This is a genomic window from Nitrospiraceae bacterium, from assembly GCA_035623075.1.
Classification (GTDB): Bacteria; Nitrospirota; Nitrospiria; order Nitrospirales; family Nitrospiraceae; genus DASPUC01.
Window position 1 is genome coordinate 199,029 of sequence record DASPUC010000022.1, and the last position, 20,412, is coordinate 219,440.

Here is a 20,412-nt window from a genome sequence, read left to right on the forward strand (position 1 = left end):
AATTCGATCGAGAGCACTCTCGATGCATACCCAGGCAAGAAAGGGGCTTATCGTCGGTGTCGTCGTCGCATTGACGGTGGGCATTTTTCTGTTCGATATCTTGACGCCTCGTGGTCTGACGAACCAGGTTCTGTACGTGGTCCCGCTTCTGATTTCTTTTCTCTCCATGGGGACGACGTTTCCTCTCGTAGTCGCAAGCGTCTGCACCATCCTCAATCTTGTTGGTTTCGTATTGAGTCCTGATATATTTAACATTCCTCTGTGGGTGGCTCTCAGCAACCGGCTGTTCAGTCTGGTGATCATATGGACTCCGGTCTTATACTTCCAGCAACGCCGCAGACACGAGGAACAACTCACCCGGATGAACGAGGAGCTGGAACAACGTGTACGGGAACGCACCAAGGATTTGGCGTCAGTCAATCAGGCGCTCGTGACGGAAGTCTCCGAACGAATGCACACCGAACGAATGCTCGACGCAAGTCGCCATGAGTTGCGATCCTTGGCTGCGGAGTTACTTCGCGTACAGGAGGAGGAACGGCGGCGTATTTCTCGCGACCTTCACGACGACATCAACCAACGGTTAGCCCTCCTCGCGGTCGAGCTGGAGGTTCTCGATCGGCCGCTGTCTCTGACACCAGAACAGCATGGTCGAGTCGTCCGGGCTGTTCAAGACCGAGTGGCTGAACTCTCCGAGGACGTTCGGCACCTGGCTTACCAGTTACATCCCTCCATCCTCGACGACCTCGGTCTCCCCATCGCGCTCCAACGGTTAGTGGACGACTTCACCGCTCGGACCGGAACGACCGGTCAATTCGCGAACCATGGTGTATCAAAAACACTTCCACAGAATATCGCCACATGTTTGTATAGGGTCGCTCAGGAGAGTTTGGGAAACATCGCGCGGCATGCGCAGGCATCGACGGTATCCGTCGAACTCAGCCGGACGCGAGAGTCTCTCATGATTGTGATCACCGACAACGGCGTCGGGTTTGATCCTCATTCGGTGCGAAACGGATTGGGATTACTGAGCATGAAAGAGCGGATCGCCTTAGTGAACGGATCATTGGACATCGCCTCCACCGTAGGGAAAGGGACGCACGTATGCGTCCGGGTCCCGCAATTCGAGGACCATCTATGAACAAACCGCGCGTGCTGCTCGCTGATGATCACACCCTTGTCCTCGACGGATTCCGGAAACTCCTAGAGGAGCATTGCGAGATTGTGGGCGCAGTCGAAGATGGACGGGCCCTGCTCGAAGCTGCGGAGCGGCACCGACCGGACGTCATCACACTGGATATCTCGATGCCTCAGCTCAATGGCATCGATGCAGCCCGTCGGCTACGCAAGATCGCTCCGCAGGCCAAACTGATCTTCGTCACGATGCACGCAGATCAAGCCTATATCAGCGAGGCCTTTAAGTCGGGAGCTTCAGGCTATCTCCTCAAGCGGTCCGCCGGATCCGAACTTGTTCAAGCGATTCACACCGTGATGGACGGGAACTATTATGTGACGTCCTTGATCGCCAAGAACCTGGTCCATTCCGCTCTTGCAGGCGGACGAGCCCCTTTGATCCAGCGCGACACACTTACCGTGCGTCAGCGCGAGGTCCTTCAGCTGGTCGCCGAGGGCCGAACGGTTAAGGAGATTGCCGGCGTCCTCAATATCTCCCCCAAAACAGTTGAGTTCCACAAATCGCAGCTCATGGAACAACTCGATCTTCACACCACCGCTGAACTCACGAAATATGCACTCACCCACGGACTGATCTCTTCCGAGTAACTACCCCGTCCGCCCAGCATCATCTCACCCTACCTTCCCTTACCCGGTAGTCTTTCTTGGGTCTCCTAGGCATATCCCTAGTTCTGCTGGTTCGTGCGATTGAGTACACATGTAAGAGATAACCGAGCGACGCCCATTGGCCGGTCCAGGGCTGCGTCCAAGGAGGGTTCACATGAAGAAAGTGCGTGTGCTGCTCGCCGATGAACACCCGCCGCTCCTGCATTACCTGAGCGCTTTGCTCTCAGACGACTTCTGTGTCGTTGGTACAGTCAGCGACGGAAATGCCTTGGTGGCCGCAGCGTTGAAACTACAGCCGCAGGTTATTATTTCCGATGTCGACATGCCGATCATGAGCGGTCTGGAAGCGGTTCGACAAGTGAAAGCCCTCATGCCTGACGTCAAGATTATTTTCCTGAGTAATCACAAAGAGCAAGAATACGTCGCAGCGGCATTTTCTGCAGGGGCCTCGGCCTTTCTCTCGAAAGTGGGACGGCGCAACTTGCGCGGCAGGCTCAGGGCGGTCATTCGGGACCTTCAACCTGGACCACTCGAACGGTATGCCGGTCATGCCTTCTTCGGACATGACACGTGGATACCGAATGAAAAAGGAGTGGCGTAGGATGTCATCGGTTCAGGCGATCACGACCAACGTGTGCAAAGATCAGCTCGTGGATCGTTGCCTGTTGTGCCGTCGGGTACGACGGTTTTACAGAGAGCAGGGCGGCCCGGGGGAATGGGAAGACTTATCGGGATTCCTGACTCATTACCGACTTGTGCTGTCATCCCTGCAGGTGGTCGATGTCTATTGTGAAACGTGCGAGACATTCTACCGTCAGCTGCTGACGTACGGGCAGCCGGACCAACCGCGTGCAGAATCGACCGCTGACCGCCGGATCAGGGCGTAGCAACGTATATGGACGGTCGCAGCCTTCAGGAATACGTGTCACCCAGTTCCAGGCTTGAGCCTGGGATCGTCGTCTTTGGACATGCGATGCAGTTGAAGTACGCCAACGAACAAGCCCGTCAACTGATGGGCAAGTGTGACGGACATCACGCGACTACCTTGTCGAAAAATGACCTGCGTATCGAGATCGTCAAGTTGGGAGCCCGAGTCAGGGAACAGGACTGCACACTGTGGGATGACGACCTCGTCTCTCAAGTAGGAACTCAGAAAACGGTTCGAACCACGCAAGGATCATTTCGTCTCCGGGCATTTGGAATGCCAGACTATCAGTGCAGCGCGCCCCAACAAATCATGATCGTCATTGAAGATCGTCAGAGGGAGCCTCGCGTCCGAATTCGGCGAGGTAGAACGAACCCCGAGTGAGGCTACAGGCATCATCTTCTCCTTTTTCCCACAAATGATCTTCTGACGCAAGGAGGGCACCATGCCGATCGCAGACCTTTTTCCCTTTTTCGAAGATCCGACGGCTCTCATCGTGGTCGCCGCCATTATGTTGCTGATCGTCAGTACCTTCAGGGACAGAAGACAGCATCGTCGACGCGCTTCGCGTCTCCGTGAACATCTCTTAACTGACACCGTGATGCATCTTCGTCCGAATGGACGGCTGGGACACTGATTATCGTCGTCAGGCAAGGCAGGAAGGTTTGTGTCCGTACCGAAGAGGATTGGAAGATTACATCGCTGACTATCCTTACTGTTCCACGGGATTGAGATCGGTAGACCTTCGATCACTCCACACAATGGGCGGCCCAATGCGTTGTTGGGCTGAGCAGAGGACCAAGCGGCACACTGTGGGAGCAAACAAGAGGGCAGATTCATGAGAGCGGCGTCACTGACTCGACAACGCGCATCCGCGGAGATCACGCCTCGGCCTGGTGAGGAGCTGTCTATGCAGCGTCGTATTCTTGTTATCGACCATGACGATGATTTCCGTGTGGCTCTCTGTGATCGACTTCGTGCGATGGGATTTGACGCGACAGGGGAAGACAGTGGCATCTCAGCGCTGGCACGGCTGGCACGCGAAGCCCCGCATGTATCATTCGTCGGCGTGCTATTGGAATTGGATATGCCCGCGCTCGGCGGGATGGCCGTGTTACAGGAACTACGGGACCGCTACCCTTCCATACCGGTAATCGCCATGTCCCATTCGACTCTCATCGACCGCCTGCGGCAGGCTATCAGATTGGGAGCCAGGGAATATCTCGTTAAACCATTGGACACAGAATTGTTTCGATCGAAATGCTTCTTCGTCTTTGACATCAAGCAGGATGGCATATGATTCGACAACGCAAGATCGACCAGGAACTCCAGGTCAGTGTCCATCCAGTGATGCGGCGGAAGCTGCCCCCTTCTGCACGCGGGTGTTCACCTCCCGAACATCCGTTCTGCACCACGCTGGGGGAAATCACTGGCCTGGTTTCTGATCGAGACGTCGACGGTCTCGTTCCGACATTCAGATCAAAGAGGCAGCCCAATCGGAAACGATCGTCTCCTTCACTGTATGTCTGGCTTGTCAGGGGATAACACCGGGGGTCGATGAATGTCTGAAGGAGGCTCCATGACATGTGACCGATGCGGCGGACTCAGCGTTGCCATGCACTTTATCGGCGATCATACGTGGGAGTACGATGGGTGGCTCTGTATGAATTGTGGCAACGTGATCGACCCCCTCATCCTGACGAATAGAGACGTTCAAGCAAACGGAGCCTTAGGGTCGATGGCCTTAAAGGGGATGAGGCCTGCTCGCGGAGAGGTCGGACCAGGACGATCGGTGCGTTTGGCTCGGCCATGAAACGACTAAAAAAACCCATTCCGGCTGTCGACGAACTCGACACCTTCATCGAACGAGACAATCCAGACTAAGGTTCACCTTACCTCGGCAGGGCGTTCTCTCAACTGCTCATGCGCAGCTTCCGATGAGATGCGCCATTCAAGACCACTACGCGGGGAAACAGGAACCGACGCGGCGCGGAAAAGATGGCTCTGTGCCAGAAAACCGAGTAGGCCCGACATCCATTCCGGTAAAGGAAAGGACCAGATATCTATGAATGATCGCCGCGATTTACGAACGCTCCGAGTCAGTCTGATCATCGCGTTGGCATGCCTTGCATCCTTTTCCGGCTGCGCGCATACGTCGACGCCCAATCCTTCGGTCCGCACACATTTCGTCCAGATCCGCGAACAGGTCAGTCCCCAGGATTTATATGTCTACGTGGGCGAGGAAGTTCGCTGGCAGAATCTGCGGTCGGACCCTGTCAATGTCAGCCTTCTGAGCCATCATCGTCTGGATCTCGTATCATGCGAGAAGGGATTTACCCACTTCGGTACCATGGATGATTCCGCGACGATTCCGCCCCGGGAATATGCGAGCCTGTGCTTTTCCTAGCCCGGAACCATCCAATACAACGTCTGGCTGGACCCCGACAATCCACGTGGGAGCATGACACCCACAGCCAGGGTTCAGGTCTCCGTCCCACCGACTGTCCGGAAGTAGAACCGGCAAAGCGAGTCATGTGAAATCATCCGCGAATGCTGTAATCCGAGCTACAATGGGCACGCGGCTGAATCACACGCCCCAAGACAAGACAGCTTCCGTTACCTGAAGGGAGGAAAACAAAATGAACTGGTTCTATCTCGTCATCGCCGGAATGTTCGAGATCGTATGGGCGATCGGGTTGAAATATACGGAGGGATTTACGCGACTTGGGCCGAGCACCGGCACGATGATAGCCATGATCGCGAGTTTCTATTTTCTCGCACAGGCATTGAAGACCATTCCTGTGGGAACCGGTTATGCCGTGTGGACGGGCATCGGCGCAGCTGGCACAGCGATCTTGGGAATCGTGTTGTTCGCCGAGTCGACCGCACTACTCCGACTCGTCTCGTTGTTGCTGATCGTGACAGGCATCGTCGGACTGAAAGTAAGCACCTAGCACGACAATGTGCCCCAGGCTCTTCTAGCTCGGCTTTTTGCCGGAAAACACGGTCGCGTCGCAGCTTAAATACTTGAGTTGCTTCATGGGAATAATAAACACCTCCTTGGGTGTATCGACCTCGAGCACTTCCATGTCATCGCTAATCGTATGACGGACGGCATCTTTGACTATCAGTTCCTGGTTGTCGACAAACACCACTTTCACCCAATATTGCACCTCGTGACTCCTTTCTTACGAAACCATGCCCAGTTCAGCCGAACGCCGGCTTGCCGCCTCCACCGCGGACATCAGCGTCGCACGGAAACGTCCCCGTTCCAACTCATGAAGACCCGCAACCGTCGTTCCCCCCGGGGACGCCACGCGATCCTTCAGAACCCCCGGGTGTTCGTGGGACTCTATAACCAGCCGCGCCGCCCCAGCCACCGTTTGTGCGGCGAGCAGTTGTGCGGTTTCTCTTGGAAGCCCCATCTTGACACCGCCGTCCGCTAGGGCTTCGATCATGATGTAGACATAGGCGGGCCCGCTGCCGCTGAGTCCGGTGACGACATCCATCGACCGCTCAGCCACGACCACGACAGTCCCGATGACCTCGAACATGGCTCGTGCGATCGCCACATGATTCTCCGATAAGTCGGTTCCATAAGTCAGGGCCGTCACACCTTCGCGGATACTCGACGGAGTATTAGGCATAGCACGGACAATCCGTTGGGCCCCGTGCACTTGGCGGGCAATCCGTGCAATCGGATATCCCGCTGCAACGGACACGATCAAGACGTCGGAGCCGATACCTGGGGCAATTTCTCCCAACACCTCGTCGAGAATCTGCGGTTCCACGGCGAGCACGATGACTTGTGCACCGGAAACCGCCTCTCGATTTGATCCGGTTGTCTCCACTCCGTACGTTTGTTGGAGCGATTCAAGACGGCGCGGAACGATATCCGAAGCAACAAGCTGAGCAGGGTGAACGAGCTTCGCGTGTAATAGGCCGGCGATCATGGCTTCAGCCATATTCCCCGCCCCGACAAAGGCTATCCGGAGGCCCGCGAGCATGGGCGCGATTATACTGTCGGCCTCTCCTCTCCTTCAACTTGCAACTTGCCGTAGTCGCAGTCTCTTCTGTACAGTGGTAGCGAGGATTATTGTGCTCGTGGAATTATTCTATTCGGCGCGTGGAGGCACTCATGAAGCAGGTAATCGTGTGGAGTGTTGTGCTCGTCATACTGCTGGCTGCGACCAGTTGGGCCCGCCGAGAATCCTTCACCCCAGAACAGAAAGCCGAGCTCGAGAAAGTCGATCGGGTGCTGGTGGAGGTGATTGCGCTCTCAGACAAGGGATCGATCGATCCCGGTGCGCTCAGTGATGTTGTCATCAAACGGATGAAGGAGCTGAGTTACACGGTGGCGACCGATCCGTCCCAAGCGCACGACGTCGTCTTCAAGGTGAAATGCGAACAGCGGAAAACCTGGGAAGGCACCACGAACATGGGGAGTGATGCGGATCAGCCGGATTCTCCGGCGCGCGTGTGGAAAGGGCCAGCCTGTCAACTGTCTTATTTGTTAGATGGAAAGAAGATGGGTTGGCGCAAGGAGGTGAGAACGGAGTTCGTCGACGCGCAGCAAGCAGCCGACGCGGCGAAGGCCGGCGATCCGACCGCCTATGCCATGAGCAAACTAAAGGAACGGCTGGAGGACTATGATTTTCCGGCGTTGCTCACTGCCGAATGGGGGCAGGAAGACCGGCTCTTCAAGTTGTACGACGACCCTGCGACACCGCCGGCACGTAAGGTCAAACTGATCGGATTGTTCGGACATCTCTTTTCGACCAAAGCAGTGCCACGGCTTTTGGCCGGACTCAATGGGGATGACGTGGAGATCGCGAAAGCCTCCGCTCTGGCGTTGGGCAACATCGGCCAGAAGGACACCATCCCTACGTTAGTCCAAACCATGAAGAACGGCCGACCCGAACTGCGTCCGTCGGCAGCCAAAGCGTTGGGAGTACTCGGCGCGTTGCACGGAGACTTCACGATCGTAGATCCTTTGCTGGAGACGCTGAAAACAGATGACGTCGTGCTGAAGACCGAAGTCGTATGGGCATTGGGAAAACTCCCGGACCGCCGGGCTCATGAACCGTTGTTGGCCCTGCAGAAATCGCTCTACCAGGTCCGAGAGAATGACGCTGATCCCAAGCTTGTGAAGCTGAAGGAAGCCGTCAACTGGAGTATCAAACAGATCGACACGTGGGAGTACCTCCAGTAAGCGGGTCGTTCCCCATGGCGATTCGTCGGCGTGTCGCAACAACGCACGGCAGGGCCATTGTCATCTTGGCCGGACTCTTGTTCTGGCATACGGAGACAGTCGGCTGGAGTCAGGTTGTCGGTGACGAAGCTGAAATGGATCGGCTTAAGGCCAAGGCAGAGGATTTGATGGCGAACAACGACCCGGAAGGCGCCGCCATGAGCATGGGTCGTGCCGCACTGATGGCCAAACAATTAGCGACGAAGCACAAAGACGTAGCGTCTACGGCTCGCGTCTTTCAAGGGGCTGAAAAGCTTTTCCGCTCACAAGAACATGCGTACCGGGCAATGGCATTGTTCCGACGGGCCGGTGGTCAGTTGCCGGCCTCCTCGGGAGTCTGCGGCAGTCTGGCTCTCGCCAATAGCAGCGTGCTGCAAGCGACCTCTCTCTTGGAAAAGGATACAACGTTGACAGGGCCTCCGGCCGAACGAGCCACACACCTACGCGCCACCGCTGATGACTGGAGCACCGTGATTGCTTCGATGATATCCGAATACCAGTGCCCGTAAAGGTGTCAGTCACGACGTTCAGTCGTCAGCTCGGTACTCTCAATTCCCACGCTGAGCCCGTTCAATCCTCTTCCGGATTGATGATATGCAGCCCGGCCGATCGACTCGCCGTTAACAGCTGAGAGTCCGAGCTCACCACGGTCAATCGTAAGGGCTTCAATTCCAAGGCCAGTGCTAAATGCAGTACCTGTGGAGATCGCAGAAAGGGATACTCCAGTGCGAGCTCTTTGGTTGCCAGGTAGGTTTGCATTGTCGGCGTCAGGAATTGGTACAGGCCCTGCTGCGATTCGATTTCGAATTTATAGATAACGGAATAACAATCGTCACGTGTGATTTCCCCGGACTGGGCTCGATTCGAAAGCACCGAATAAAAATCCGTGACGGTCCAGGTCGGAAGGATAGCGATTTTCCCCCGCTTGACCATGAGTTTATTGACGATGCGCGTCCCGCGTTCCATGCTGTACCGCTTTACTAAGGCTGTCGAGTCGAAATAGTAGTACGGCATGCGCTCACACCCTCCCCTTTAGAATCACCGCCGCCATCGATCCCGGCATTTTCGAGAGGCGATCTTGGAGTTCATCCAGCGGTGATTCTTCATAGCCTTCTTTGCGCAACTTTTCTGCGAGATTACCCTTATTGAACGATGCCGTATCCTCCCGCAGGCGTTCGCCCAACCGGCGTTTTGCCAGCCGACTTGGCACCCGCTGTTGCATCACCGTCAACCCCCGTCCGCGACTGCGCGGAGCGCGACCTGCTCGTCCAGTTCCCATCAAAAGAGCCCTCCCTCTCTTGTAGTTTAATGTGTTGCTGCGGCCGGTTTGGATAGCTGTCCCTCTCGAGGACATCCTGCAGGCGGATTTGCCTGAGCCGGCAGTTCTGTCTCTCCGTACACATGTGCCGCGATCGCCTTCGCCACATCCGTCGACATGTCTTGCTGCATCACGCGAATCACTCTTGCTGTCGCTTCCCGTTCTGTGAGATGACCTTCCTTCCCCCCTTTCGAGAGGGCTCCGACCACCCGCTGATCCGCCAAATCGATGACTTCGAAATCACTGCACCACCGCACGTACTTGAATTGAGGATCCCGCACATCGATCGGCCACACACGGACAAGACCCCGAATCAGCAATTCAGGCGACGGTTCCGATGAAGTGGCGCTGATCGAATTGGCGGCGTCGAACGGACGGCTCGTCACACGAAGGCCTTCTCGAATCAACCCTTCGGTGAGGGCTTGCTGCACCGGCTCGACCTGATCTCCGGTGACGGATAAAGCCAGTACCAGATTCGTCGCGAGAAATTGTTCCAGCTCGCTCGTGAGCTCATTGACTCGATAGGACGCCGCCGTTCCCTGCCCGCTCGGGCGAATGACTCGGAGATCTGCATTATAGGTTTCTCGCAGGACGAGATTCTTGGCAGCCCGGCGTAGCCCCTTGACTTTGACGAGCTTGTCCGCCGTCTGGTGCGCATGATCGACTTCTTCCTGAATGGTACGATCCAAGTCTCTGATTCGCTCCATGATGGCTGCTTCGGACTGCGCGCGTTGCATACCGGCCAAGGCATAGTGCAACCGCTTCTGATTGTCCACCCATCGGTCTAAGATTTGAACATTCTCCAACACCTTATCGGTCGACACACGAGTCAAATTATCAAGTGCCACCCGGCGTTGCTCGCTACTCTGCCCTCGCTGCTCGATCACCATATACGATTCCCAGTCCTTCGCCTGCGCACTGACTTCTGCCTTGAATATACGCGAGACTGCGGCGTAGGCCTGATCCTCCGCCGCCGCTCGATTGTCGGACTGACCGACACCGAGGAGATACTGCTCCGCCGGATAGGCTCGGCTGACACCATCGATCCAGTCGGGCTTGCCTTGCCCTCCAAACCACGAACAACCAGCGGAGATCAGTACTACAAATCCCATACTGATACGCCAAGGTGCCCGCAACCATTCCTTTATCATGGCATCACCCGTTGGATGAGAAAAATTGTTTCCCCCGGGCCGAGTGTAAATGTTCGTGTCGTCTCCACTCCTCCGAGACCTTTGTGCTGGCTAGCCCCACCAATGTGCGCCTGGTATCGGCCAGGCTGTATCCACAGCCGGGCGAGATGGATCTCGTCAGGTAAGGTCTGCCAACTCCGCTTGTCGGCCTCTTCGGAGTAGACCGCCAGGCCATGAGCTAACAACCCCACGAGCAATCCAACCCATGGACCTGCATCCCTTCCGGCCGCGTGCTGAGCTCCCCGTGTCGCCCCTTCGGCCAACCCGTATTTGACCGCCGCCCTCGCCAGAGCCTTGGCAGTGATGCCCGGCAAGCGCTCGGACAGCGTCTTTTCGGCGATCGCTGTTACACTGTGAACCACTTCCGTTCGCGCGCTCAGTTGGGCTCCGCTGTCGGAATAGAGCATCACAAAATCACTCTTGATTTGCGTTGGCTGAGGGACAAGCCTTGGTAAAGCCACTCGGACCACTCGCCCATTAAGTCCATACAGGACGCTGTCTGCAACCCGGTTGTTCTGGCGAGAGGATTGTGAAAGCCCGCGGTTGAGCAAGACCAATTGCAGCGCGTCGAGACTGATCGGCAGGTCAAGAAACTGATCCTCCTTGCGTGGCGCCCGGCCATTATAGCTGATCACGACGACTTGAGCGAGTCGTTGGGCCGCTTCACTGGACTCCCAGGTAGTCCCAGGAAACAACCGTTGATACTCCATGAGTTCTTGGCTCAAATGCATCGCGTCGGTGGCACGGAGTAAGTCCGTGCGTAATTGCGCTGGGACTGAGACGTATGACCAGCCATGAGTGGCTTCGAACGTTTCATAGGCCGTGCGATAGGCAATGAACGCATTATTCAGATCTCCCGTGCTTTCGTACAGAATCCCGGTAAGATAGCGGGCGAATGCATCATTTCTATAGGCGTTCTTGTTACTGGTACTATCCGATAACACGTTGAGCCGGTGATCGATACGGCGGGCTTCAACCAGCGCATCTTGCCACTGTCCAAGCTCGGCATAGTTGATCGCCTTGATGACGTTGATCAAGACCTGTTCGTAGGGATCACCTTCGTACGGCAGCTCATTGTCGTTCGTGAGGAACGCAGCCGTTTCCGTCCTGATCCTCCGCGTGTACAGGCGGTCAACTTCATCTTCCGCCTGTTCGAGCATTGAATTGCTCTTCTGGTAGTCACCGGCTAACTGGAGCGTCATCCCGCGATCCATGCCGTAGAGCGCACGGCTCTTCGACCCGTAATCCTTTTCAGCCCCTTCCACGATTTCATCGGCGCGCTTGGGGTCGTTCGCACGGAGGCTTTCTTCAATTAACACATACCGGTTGACCGATGGACCACAGCCGGTAAGGACTCCGAGCAAAAGATGGGGGAGACAGACGTGGGTGAAAAACAACACGCCCCACCGTGCCGAGATTGGAGCGGTGGGGCGTGAGGCAATCGGGCTCAACGGAGTTCGTGGAGCCTAAAAAATCGCGCGTTTCTTCTCGATGACTTTCTTGATCTTTTTCTGACCGTACCAAACCTTGGCATTGCTCTCGAGATCAATCATCTGCAGATCGACTTGATAGAACACGGCCTTGGTGCCATCCGCTTCGTCAAGGATCGTCGAGATCGTGCCCTTCATCATATAGTCGGCGCCGATTTCCTTTCCCGGAGCCTTTTGTGTGTCCTCCCGCGCAAACATCGCCTGCTCTTTGCGTTCAGTACGGACTTCGTCTCGTTCTCCCCTTCCAGCTACGAACGTAACTTTCTGCGAATTCGTCAGCTCACGCTCGAGATCGGTCACGAAGGTCTGAACACTGATGTGTTCATGGCTGTCGTTCACAATGGTTCCGACGACGACGACGGGCTGGCGCTTCTTGGAGCTGGTAAAATTATTGAGCCAGGGGTACTCCAATGCATCCTTGACCAGGGACTCGGCAACCATGCGGGAGTCCGTATCGTTCCACCGTCCACTCAGGTCCGTCACGACACCCGAATCCACGCGTGTCACTTTGGTTTCGCTGCCGCATCCACCGGCCCCCAGCACGATGAGGAACACTAGAGAGCAGCGGCCCCATTGCCTTGCGTGTGTTTCGGCAAGTCCCTTCATGCCGATCTCCTTTGCCTGCATCAGGTTCATTGCGATGGGGACTTACCGATTGGCACGTTTGTCTTCTTCTTTCTCCAGCCGCTCAAAAGCACGATCGGCATTTTTTCGCACAAAATCTCGGACTTGGGCGTTCAACTCTTTTGATTGATCAAGAGTATTTTTCACATTTTCCAGATCGAGCTTGGCCAGAACATAGTACGTTCCCGTCTTCTCATCTTTATACCGATCGATAGGCCGAACACCGCTGAGCGTCGTGAAGGTCACCGTCTTGATGGCACGTTCGATATTCTGTTCTTCCGTATTCTTGGTAAAATCCCCAGCCGTCGTCGAGGCGGCATAATCTCGCATCAGATATCCGGTATAGGTTTCGAAGCTCTTGGCAATCTCTGCGCGGGCTCGGTTTTCAGCTGTATCCCACGCCAATGGCTCATTCTTCACACCAGCGACCGCTCCGACTCCATAGAAGTACTTGCCGTCTTTTTCATTGAGCGCCCCTGAGCCCTGCTTGACCCATTTGGGAGGACCGCCGCAGGCTGTAAGGCCGAGCAACAAGGCAACCACCAATCCCCCGCCAGCCAGTTTCATGAACATCTGCTGTGACGTCTTCATGCGCATTCCTCCTTGGTGATTGGCATGGTCAATCTCTCCCCCTTTGTCGCTGGTGAGTCGTCGAGAACCTGGACAAATTCATGCTAACATGCACCCCTACTCCAGTCAACGCAACACTGGGCCACGGGTTGACCCCATCGTGTGTTTTTTGCACATGTTGCCGTCTTTCTAAAGGAGGAACAGATTGTGGCTGATGTTCGGATTGAAGACGGGATCATCAAAATCGCGAATCTCGAGGTGCAAGACCCTAAAGCAGCAGCAGTGCTCGCTGCTTACCCAGAGGTCCGTTGGGCGGAAATCACACGCCGGGCTCTGAAGATCGGACTCGGGTACCTCAAAGGAGGGGAGCGTGAGTAAAGGAGGAACGTCTAGGGGTTGGAGGAACCGCCCTTTTCCACGGCGGCGCGGGCACGGGGATTGGTACCCCCTAACTCGAGATAACGCCTGAACGACTCCACGGCCTTCGGCTGATCGTTGATCTGATCCGCATACAACTCCCCTAACGAGAAATAGACGTCGGCATAGTTGGGATTGACAGCCACGGCTTTCCGCATGGCCTGCTCCGCTTCCGCATAGTTGCCCCGCTTCTGTTGAATCAACCCCAGCGTGTAATATGAATCCGGATTATTCGGCGCATGTTGGACCGCCAAATTGGCCGCAGACATCGCCTCGTCCAGATTCGGCAGCACTTCGAACCGCACGTAGCTCTTCAGCACATAGGCATCTCCAAACGCGGGATCGTATTCGATCGCCTTGTTCAGTCGTTCCAGCGCCTCGTCAGCAGACTTGCCGGCCTGCAGGAGGGCAAAGGCCTGCTCATACTGCGTTTTCGCTGCCTTTTGTCGTTCTGCCGGCGTCTGCGGTCCCGCCCCCATGATGAAGGCCGCCTTCCGTCCCTCCACCAGGATCGTATCGCCGTCTCCCTCCAAGCGAGAAAACAACGGGTGCTGCTTGCCTTGTGTCGCCTGTTCAACCTGCTGCTTGACGTATCTTCCCACTTCGGAGGCCATCAACCAGCCATTTTTGTCCTGATCGGCGCGGCCCTGAAGTCCGTCGATAAGCATCTGGATGAAAAGACTTTTCCCTTGGGTCTGACTCAACGTCTCGCCCTTGTCGGCCGCCGTCAGTATCTGCACCACCCGTTTTTCCGTATCCTCTTCAGGGGCCGACCGCCCTTCAAGCGACAATTGTTGAGCGGCGGTTTCTTCCCACCCCCGGACCGCTGCATTGAAAATCAGCAGCGTGTGTTTTGAAGCCGTCCGCCTGGTAAATTCCTTGAGCTGCTCAAAGGTGATCGCCTTTGAGACAGTTCCAAGCTGGGCATCCCACGGGACCAGATATCCAAGATCCTTTCCGGCTGAATCCTGGGTGATGCCCGCATGCCCGACAAAATACAGGACAAGTCGATCCTGCCTGCCGACTTTTCTCGGCAAGAAATCCGTGAGAGTTTGTTGCAGACGACGGAGACTTGCATCCTTGTCGTAGAGCTCGACAACCTCCTCAAATCCAAGCTGTCGAAGCGCGTGAGCGACGGTCTTGCCCTCGTCGACCGCGCCAGGAAGTTTCGGCGCAACCAGATAATTCTCAATCCCGATAATCACCGCCCAGGATTTGTAATAAAGAACCTCCGGCTTTCCCATTTGGGCAGAGACAGAAACACAGTTCCAGCTGAAGAAGAGACATGAGAGGATGATGATGAGCGAGGCTTGCTTATGTCGGAGCGTCGGCAAAGGCATTGGGGAGCTGTATGGGTGAACCGCCATACAAAATCAGCCTACTCTGGCCCCACAATCACTGTCAAGGAAACTAGCCTGTTAAAGACCGACAGGCCCAACAATCTCACGCTGTTAGTCCGACGGTTTCCTACACGCCCCGTACCAAGGTACAGTTGCAGATGCGCGTACCATTTCCGCATAATGCCGATCAGGCTTTTCTCAGTAAGCCGATTCGGGGTCTGACACCCGCCTGTCGAAGGAGTACTCATCTATGGCCGACAACATCGACACCCTGTTGAAGGAAAGTCGTATCTACCAACCGACTCCTGCCACCAGAGCGGCCGCCCACATTCAGGATTACGAGGCAGCGTACGCCAAATCGATCGCTGATCCTGAGCGATTCTGGGCAGAGGCTGCCAATCAACTCGAGTGGTTTCGTCCCTGGTCGAAGGTCCTCGAGTGGAATTATCCCTGGGCTAAGTGGTTCGTCGGAGCTACGTGTAACATTTCGCACAACTGCCTCGATCGACACCTCATGGCCGGTCGTAAAAACAAAGTCGCTGTCATTTGGGTGGGTGAAAACGACCAGGAACGGGTGTTCACCTACGGGGAACTGTCCCGACAGGTGAACCGTTGCGCGAACGCATTGAAAGCCTTAGGCATCAAGAAAGGCGACCGGGTCAGCATCTATCTCCCGAAAATTCCCGAGCAGATCATCGCCATGCTCGCCTGTGCCAGAATCGGTGCAATCCATAGCGTGGTCTATTCAGGATTCAGTGCGCCGGCTTTGGCCACGCGCATTCAGGACGCCGAGGCCCGCCTCGTGATCACCGCCGATGTCGGATACGATCGCGGTAAAGTTATTCAGCTCAAACCCGTCGTCGATCAAGCAGTGGCCCATTGCAAGTCCGTTGAACGTGTCGTGGTCGTGCGACGACTGAAACCGGAGATCGCCCTGTCTTCACCGAAAGAAATCGATTGGCATGACTGGCTCAAGCCGGAGAAGACCCTCTGCGAAGCAGAGCAGCTGGACTCTGAGACTCCACTCTACATCTTGTATACGTCCGGGACGACCGGTAAGCCCAAGGGAGTGGTGCACGTTCACGGCGGCTACATGGTCGGCACGTATTTGACGACGAAGTATGTGTTCGACCTCAAAGACGATGACGTGTACTTTTGCGTCGCGGATCCCGGCTGGGTCACGGGACATAGCTATATTGTCTATGGCCCGCTCCTAAACGGCGCGACGATCCTCACAGCTGAGGGGAAACCGGACTATCCAAATCCCGGTCGCTGGTGGGATCTGATCGCACGCTACGGCGTCTCGATCTTCTATACCACCCCCACCGCGATTCGCCTGCTCATGCGATACGGCGAAGAGTGGCCGAAACAATTCGATCTCTCCACGCTCCGCATCCTGGGCAGCGTGGGAGAGCCGATCAACCCGGAGGCCTGGGAGTGGTTTCATCGTGTCACGGGAGGAGAGAAACCGATTATGGATACGTGGTGGCAGACGGAAACGGGCTCTATCCTTATTACTCCTCTGCCGACCGTATCTTTGAAGCCTGGCTCAGCCACGAGGCCGTTCCTGGGCATCGAAGCCGACGTGGTGGACCGGGAAGGGAAGAGCCTCCCGGCCAATGCCGGCGGATTCGCCGTCATCAAGAAACCTTGGCCCTCGATGATGAGAACGATCTATAAAGATCCGGAGCGCTACAAGGCCTACTGGAATACGATTCCGAACTGCTATACCGCTGGTGATGTGTGCCACAAAGACGCGGATGGCTATATGTGGTTCATGGGTCGAGCAGACGACGTGATCAAAGTGGCGGGCAATCGGCTCGGCACGGCCGAAGTGGAGAGCGCGATCGTCAGTCACCCCGCTGTGGCGGAGGCGGCGGTCATCGGGAAGCCGCACAAAACGGTCGGCGAGTCCATCAAAGCCTTCATCATTCTGAAGCAGGGCGAAAAAGGAAGCGATGAGCTGATTCAATCGATCAAAGATCAGGTGATGCAAGAACTGGGGAAGATCGCCGTGCCGGCCGAGATCGACATCGTGGCTTCGCTCCCGAAAACTCGTTCCGGCAAAATCATGCGACGGGTGCTGAAAGCAAAGGAGCTTGGACAAGATCCCGGCGATATCTCGACCATTGAAGAGTAGCCGTCAGTCGTCAGCGTGCAGCGGTCAGCCAACCAAGGAGGCTGGTATGGTCCGATCTAGCTGGAGGATGAGTTTGGTCGTGGGCATGGTCATCGGCGGATTCCTCTGCGGCACTCTGGGCATGGCGCCAGCAGCGGAGTCGGATACAAAGGTGAAGAAGCCCAAAACCAGCCAGGAACCAAAAGCGGCAAAACCGAAGGGGGAAAAGCCCAAATTCAAGACGGCTGAAACAGCGGGAAAGGCAACGGCCTGCTTTGGAGTTGCTCCGAAGATCGACAAGGTTAGTCCAGATGAGGGCAAGCCCGGCGATAAGGTGACCATTACCGGAGCGAATTTCGGAAGCACCGAGTGTTTGCGCAGCGTCTCATTCGGTCCTGGTCACACAGCCACCTTCAAGATGGAGAGCGCAACGAAGATTACCGCAACCGTCCCGAGCGGCGGTCGGAAGGGATTGGCTATTCTGACGGTGACCACGGCATCAGGCGAGGATTCGAAGCCGTTCCTCGTGAAGTAACGACCGGGAATGTCGAATAATCAGCCTTCAGCAGAGCCGCGAGTCGAGCGCTGATGGCGACATCTTAAATCAGGCGATGCTTCTGCAAATATTCTTTGTCGATGACCGGTATGGACTTAGGAAGCTGATTTCGCTCTTGCAGCAGTCGCTCCACGTATTTGCCGATAAGGTCGGATTCGAGATTGACTGAATCCCCTGGTTGCTTCAGGCCGAGCGTCGTCACCTTGGCGGTGTGTGGGATGATGGCAACCGAGAATCCCTTCTCAGTCACGTCGTTGACTGTGAGACTAATCCCATCGACAGTGATCGACCCCTTCACCACACAGTAGCGCAGAATCTCGTGCGGCGCCTCGATCGTGAAAAAGATGGCGTTGCCCTCTTGATGACGGTCGCGAATAGTGCCCACTCCATCGACATGGCCGGCTACAAGATGCCCCCCGATGCGCTCGTTGAGTTTCATCGCCCGCTCGAGATTCACTGGGGCCCCTGTCGTCAAATGACCGAGCGTCGTCACCGATAGGGTCTCAGGAGAAACCTCCACCGCGAAGTTGCGCTCACCCTTGGTCACGACCGTGAGGCAAGTGCCGTTGATGCTGACGCTATCACCGATCTTGAGATCACTTAAAACGGTCGCGGCGAGAATCGTCAGTCTCGTCCCTGCGAGAGTCTTCTCTACTGCCGTTACGGCGCCCATTTCCTCTACGATGCCGGTGAACATAGAAAAGCTCTCAGCCGTCAGCGCTCAGCTACGATTCTTTCTTCAAGACTTGACGAACAACATAGGCGAAAACAACGATCAAGACAACCACGCCAATCGAAGCCAGTACCCCGATTACAATGTTTTCCGTCGCATACTCTTTCACAGTGGCCCATTATAGCACCGGGGCTATGCCCGTCTCATGGTCAGCCAGAACACCCCTGCCGCCAGCAGCTGAATGCCCGCAATGATGGCAAACGCATTCGCATAGCTCATCCGTTCGATTAACACCCCGGCGAGCAGCGGTCCGCTTGCGTGGCCGATGTCCATAATGGTCCCCTGCATCCCCATGCCTGCACCGAGCGTTTTGAATTCAGAACTATCGGCGACGAGCGCCGAGGAGGAAGACGAGACCACGGCTTCACCAAATCCGAATCCCGCAGAAAGGACAAGCAAGAAAGCAAAGAGCGAGACATGCGGTATACAGACGAAGGTTGCTGCGCAAATCAGCAATCCGATCATGATGAGCGGCTGCCTCCCCAGCCGATCGGATACCCGCCCCATGATCGGCTTCGAACAGAACGACGTGAACGCTTGCACGGTAAAGAGAAGACCGACTTCGCCAGGGTTTAATCCAGCGGCCACGCCATAGAGCGGGAGGAACGCCATAAGGGCCCCATTGGCAATCATCTTGGCGGCATCCGTGGAGCTGGTAATCAGAACCTTCCGGTTTTTCGCCATGATCGTAAAACCTTTCCACATCTCCGCCAGTAGTGGCGTGAGCCCTTTCTCATGAAGCCGTGGCGGGGGTGCATTCAGGCGGAGGCTATAAAAGATTGCAACGGCAACACAGCCAAAGACTCCCGCCGTCACGAACGCGGATGAGAACCCGGCGGCATAGACAAGATAGCCTCCGATAAAGGGACCCAGTAGGGCGCCGGATTGCGTACAGGCGGTATAAGTCCCGAGTGCGGCGCCGCGTCGCTCGCGATAGAGCTCAGCCACGGTCGCCAGAGCGCTCGGCGCGAAAATCGCCGTAGCAAGTCCATGGACGAACCGCAAAGTTGTCAGCACATTCAAATCGGATACGAATGGATAAAGAAAGGGCGGCAACCCGAAAGCCACGACCCCGATGCGCAATAGCAGCCGCCGGCCATAAATGTCTGACAGCGCACCAGACGGCAGCTTGAGGAACACCCCGGTGAGAGTTGAGACCGACACGATCAGGCCGATACGTTCTGGGCCGGCCCCCAGCGATTCCGCAAACAAGGCCAAGACAGGCATGCGCACCATGTTGTAGCTGATGAAACAGAATACGCCGATCGTACAGAGCAAAATAAAACTGCGCGTGGTGGTCATGGTTTTGTCGTTTTCGTTTGACCGGAGAGAGGTGGAATCTGCTGACGTCCCAACGCACCTTTCAAGAAGGCCACGTCCTCTGCTGGCAGCGAAGGAGGATCCGTTGCCTCAAAGAGGACCCGCTCCGGGCGCTCACGCATCTCTAAACCCAAACGGTTCACGACCTCGACTCCTTTTGCCAGCTTGCGCGCGATGATCCCGCTTATAAGCGGACGAAGCAGTGACATCAGCCCTGACAGGATGCGATTGTCCAATTTCGTATACGAGACCATCGTGCTATCCATCGCCTCGGCTCCGCCAGCCTCTTTCACCGGATTCATTCTGAGGAACACGACAGCCTTCCCCGTCATGTTCGGAAGCAACCGGCTGTGGTGAGATCCCACGAGATAGTAGATCCGTGATGACCGATCCTGACAGACAAGTTCCACGATCCCCTCGGTTCCTTCGCCATCGTTACCCCAATAACGACCTGCACCTTGTCTTTCCGCTTTGTACAGACCCAGATCAAGTCGATTGATCAAGGCCGCGGCGAGAGGGGGACGATCCAGGAGATACTGATACATCGACTCCGACAAAGCAGCCCGAATCGGCCCCACGGCATTCACGGTCGTATAGTTGCCGATGATAGATTGCAGCCGGCAGGCCCAATCGGGATCGACGTTCTCCACAGGGAACGTCACACCTGCATGTTGAGGCGTGAGAACGCAGGATTCCGCCCGTACCAAACCAGGAAGGCTGGTTGCGCCCAGCCCCATCAGAAGGACAAAAACCATCGGCCCA

Annotated in this window: 27 protein-coding genes; 15 read left to right on the forward strand and 12 right to left on the reverse strand. The window is 56.0% G+C overall.

Translation table 11 applies throughout. The annotated features are described in order from the left end of the window. Positions 1-22 precede the first annotated feature (22 nt). The 10 genes from VEI50_05730 (at position 23) to sugE (ending at position 5,676) form a co-directional block, all read left to right on the forward strand. Entirely contained in the window at positions 23-1,138 is a 1,116-nt protein-coding gene (locus VEI50_05730) for a sensor histidine kinase (protein ID HXX74607.1), read from the forward strand. Then, positions 1,135-1,779 (forward strand): response regulator transcription factor, encoded by a 645-nt coding sequence (locus VEI50_05735; protein HXX74608.1) that lies wholly within the window; start codon positions 1,135-1,137, stop codon positions 1,777-1,779. The genes VEI50_05730 and VEI50_05735 overlap by 4 nt, the downstream gene beginning before the upstream one ends. A 172-nt stretch (positions 1,780-1,951) precedes the next feature. Beyond that, positions 1,952-2,398, forward strand: coding sequence for a response regulator transcription factor (locus tag VEI50_05740; protein HXX74609.1), 447 nt, complete (start codon positions 1,952-1,954; stop codon positions 2,396-2,398). A gap of 1 nt (position 2,399) precedes the next feature. Beyond that, the gene (locus VEI50_05745) at positions 2,400-2,684 is read left to right on the forward strand and encodes a hypothetical protein (GenBank protein HXX74610.1); all 285 of its coding nucleotides are present in this window, start codon (positions 2,400-2,402) and stop codon (positions 2,682-2,684) included. A gap of 8 nt (positions 2,685-2,692) precedes the next feature. Continuing rightward, positions 2,693-3,106, forward strand: coding sequence for a hypothetical protein (locus VEI50_05750; protein ID HXX74611.1), 414 nt, complete (start codon positions 2,693-2,695; stop codon positions 3,104-3,106). Between the two features lie 61 nt (positions 3,107-3,167). Further along, positions 3,168-3,359 carry a hypothetical protein gene (locus VEI50_05755; GenBank protein HXX74612.1) on the forward strand — a complete coding sequence of 64 codons (192 nt, stop codon included), beginning with the start codon at positions 3,168-3,170 and terminating at the stop codon, positions 3,357-3,359. Positions 3,360-3,632: 273 nt separating this feature from the next. Further along, entirely contained in the window at positions 3,633-4,022 is a 390-nt protein-coding gene (locus VEI50_05760; GenBank protein ID HXX74613.1) for a response regulator, read from the forward strand. A gap of 279 nt (positions 4,023-4,301) precedes the next feature. Beyond that, positions 4,302-4,535, forward strand: a complete 234-nt coding sequence (locus VEI50_05765; GenBank protein HXX74614.1) for a hypothetical protein — start codon at positions 4,302-4,304, stop codon at positions 4,533-4,535. A 252-nt stretch (positions 4,536-4,787) separates the two neighbouring features. Next, positions 4,788-5,129, forward strand: a complete 342-nt coding sequence (locus tag VEI50_05770) for a hypothetical protein (protein ID HXX74615.1) — start codon at positions 4,788-4,790, stop codon at positions 5,127-5,129. A gap of 232 nt (positions 5,130-5,361) precedes the next feature. Next, the gene (gene sugE, locus VEI50_05775) at positions 5,362-5,676 is read left to right on the forward strand and encodes a quaternary ammonium compound efflux SMR transporter SugE (protein HXX74616.1); all 315 of its coding nucleotides are present in this window, start codon (positions 5,362-5,364) and stop codon (positions 5,674-5,676) included. Between the two features lie 24 nt (positions 5,677-5,700). Here sugE and VEI50_05780 read toward each other — a convergent pair whose 3' ends face one another. Together VEI50_05780 and proC are read right to left on the reverse strand one after the other, a co-directional pair. Beyond that, a complete protein-coding gene (locus tag VEI50_05780) occupies positions 5,701-5,895 on the reverse strand; it encodes a hypothetical protein (protein HXX74617.1) in 195 nt (64 codons plus the stop codon). Between the two features lie 15 nt (positions 5,896-5,910). Continuing rightward, on the reverse strand, positions 5,911-6,729 hold the full coding sequence (gene proC / locus VEI50_05785) for a pyrroline-5-carboxylate reductase (GenBank protein ID HXX74618.1): 819 nt from the start codon (positions 6,727-6,729) through the stop codon (positions 5,911-5,913). 131 nt (positions 6,730-6,860) lie between these two features. Here proC and VEI50_05790 point away from each other — a divergent pair, with 131 nt between their 5' ends. Beyond that, the gene (locus tag VEI50_05790) at positions 6,861-7,934 is read left to right on the forward strand and encodes a HEAT repeat domain-containing protein (protein HXX74619.1); all 1,074 of its coding nucleotides are present in this window, start codon (positions 6,861-6,863) and stop codon (positions 7,932-7,934) included. Continuing rightward, positions 7,916-8,482 carry a hypothetical protein gene (locus VEI50_05795; GenBank protein HXX74620.1) on the forward strand — a complete coding sequence of 189 codons (567 nt, stop codon included), beginning with the start codon at positions 7,916-7,918 and terminating at the stop codon, positions 8,480-8,482. The genes VEI50_05790 and VEI50_05795 overlap by 19 nt, the downstream gene beginning before the upstream one ends. Positions 8,483-8,543: 61 nt before the next feature. Here the strand turns inward: VEI50_05795 and VEI50_05800 are convergent, their stop codons facing one another. Genes VEI50_05800 through VEI50_05825 form a run of 6 tightly spaced genes read right to left on the reverse strand, consistent with a single transcriptional unit; the run spans position 8,544 to position 13,186 of the window. Next, a complete protein-coding gene (locus VEI50_05800) occupies positions 8,544-8,987 on the reverse strand; it encodes a type II toxin-antitoxin system VapC family toxin (protein ID HXX74621.1) in 444 nt (147 codons plus the stop codon). Positions 8,988-8,991: 4 nt separating this feature from the next. Further along, positions 8,992-9,252, reverse strand: coding sequence for a hypothetical protein (locus tag VEI50_05805; protein ID HXX74622.1), 261 nt, complete (start codon positions 9,250-9,252; stop codon positions 8,992-8,994). A 26-nt stretch (positions 9,253-9,278) separates the two neighbouring features. Beyond that, positions 9,279-10,442, reverse strand: a complete 1,164-nt coding sequence (locus VEI50_05810; protein ID HXX74623.1) for an LPP20 family lipoprotein — start codon at positions 10,440-10,442, stop codon at positions 9,279-9,281. Beyond that, positions 10,439-11,932 carry a hypothetical protein gene (locus tag VEI50_05815; protein HXX74624.1) on the reverse strand — a complete coding sequence of 498 codons (1,494 nt, stop codon included), beginning with the start codon at positions 11,930-11,932 and terminating at the stop codon, positions 10,439-10,441. Before VEI50_05815 ends, VEI50_05810 begins: the two co-directional genes overlap by 4 nt. Before the next feature lie 15 nt (positions 11,933-11,947). Continuing rightward, complete coding sequence (locus VEI50_05820) at positions 11,948-12,577, reverse strand: penicillin-binding protein activator LpoB (GenBank protein ID HXX74625.1); 630 nt, start codon at positions 12,575-12,577, stop codon at positions 11,948-11,950. Between the two features lie 42 nt (positions 12,578-12,619). Further along, the gene (locus tag VEI50_05825) at positions 12,620-13,186 is read right to left on the reverse strand and encodes an LPP20 family lipoprotein (protein HXX74626.1); all 567 of its coding nucleotides are present in this window, start codon (positions 13,184-13,186) and stop codon (positions 12,620-12,622) included. A 186-nt stretch (positions 13,187-13,372) separates the two neighbouring features. Here VEI50_05825 and VEI50_05830 point away from each other — a divergent pair, with 186 nt between their 5' ends. Continuing rightward, positions 13,373-13,543, forward strand: coding sequence for a hypothetical protein (locus tag VEI50_05830; protein HXX74627.1), 171 nt, complete (start codon positions 13,373-13,375; stop codon positions 13,541-13,543). An 11-nt stretch (positions 13,544-13,554) separates the two neighbouring features. Here the strand turns inward: VEI50_05830 and VEI50_05835 are convergent, their stop codons facing one another. Beyond that, complete coding sequence (locus VEI50_05835; GenBank protein HXX74628.1) at positions 13,555-14,922, reverse strand: caspase family protein; 1,368 nt, start codon at positions 14,920-14,922, stop codon at positions 13,555-13,557. A gap of 250 nt (positions 14,923-15,172) precedes the next feature. Here VEI50_05835 and acs point away from each other — a divergent pair, with 250 nt between their 5' ends. Further along, the gene (gene acs, locus VEI50_05840) at positions 15,173-17,062 is read left to right on the forward strand and encodes an acetate--CoA ligase (GenBank protein HXX74629.1); all 1,890 of its coding nucleotides are present in this window, start codon (positions 15,173-15,175) and stop codon (positions 17,060-17,062) included. Positions 17,063-17,108: 46 nt separating this feature from the next. After that, entirely contained in the window at positions 17,109-17,576 is a 468-nt protein-coding gene (locus VEI50_05845) for an IPT/TIG domain-containing protein (GenBank protein ID HXX74630.1), read from the forward strand. A 64-nt stretch (positions 17,577-17,640) separates the two neighbouring features. Here VEI50_05845 and VEI50_05850 read toward each other — a convergent pair whose 3' ends face one another. From VEI50_05850 to VEI50_05860, 3 genes are all read right to left on the reverse strand, one after another. After that, positions 17,641-18,294: a riboflavin synthase gene (locus VEI50_05850; GenBank protein HXX74631.1), complete on the reverse strand. Its 654-nt coding sequence runs from the start codon at positions 18,292-18,294 to the stop codon at positions 17,641-17,643. Positions 18,295-18,462: 168 nt separating this feature from the next. Beyond that, the gene (locus tag VEI50_05855; protein ID HXX74632.1) at positions 18,463-19,632 is read right to left on the reverse strand and encodes an MFS transporter; all 1,170 of its coding nucleotides are present in this window, start codon (positions 19,630-19,632) and stop codon (positions 18,463-18,465) included. Continuing rightward, positions 19,629-20,405, reverse strand: coding sequence for a hypothetical protein (locus tag VEI50_05860; protein ID HXX74633.1), 777 nt, complete (start codon positions 20,403-20,405; stop codon positions 19,629-19,631). The genes VEI50_05855 and VEI50_05860 overlap by 4 nt, the downstream gene beginning before the upstream one ends. Positions 20,406-20,412: the final 7 nt, after the last annotated feature.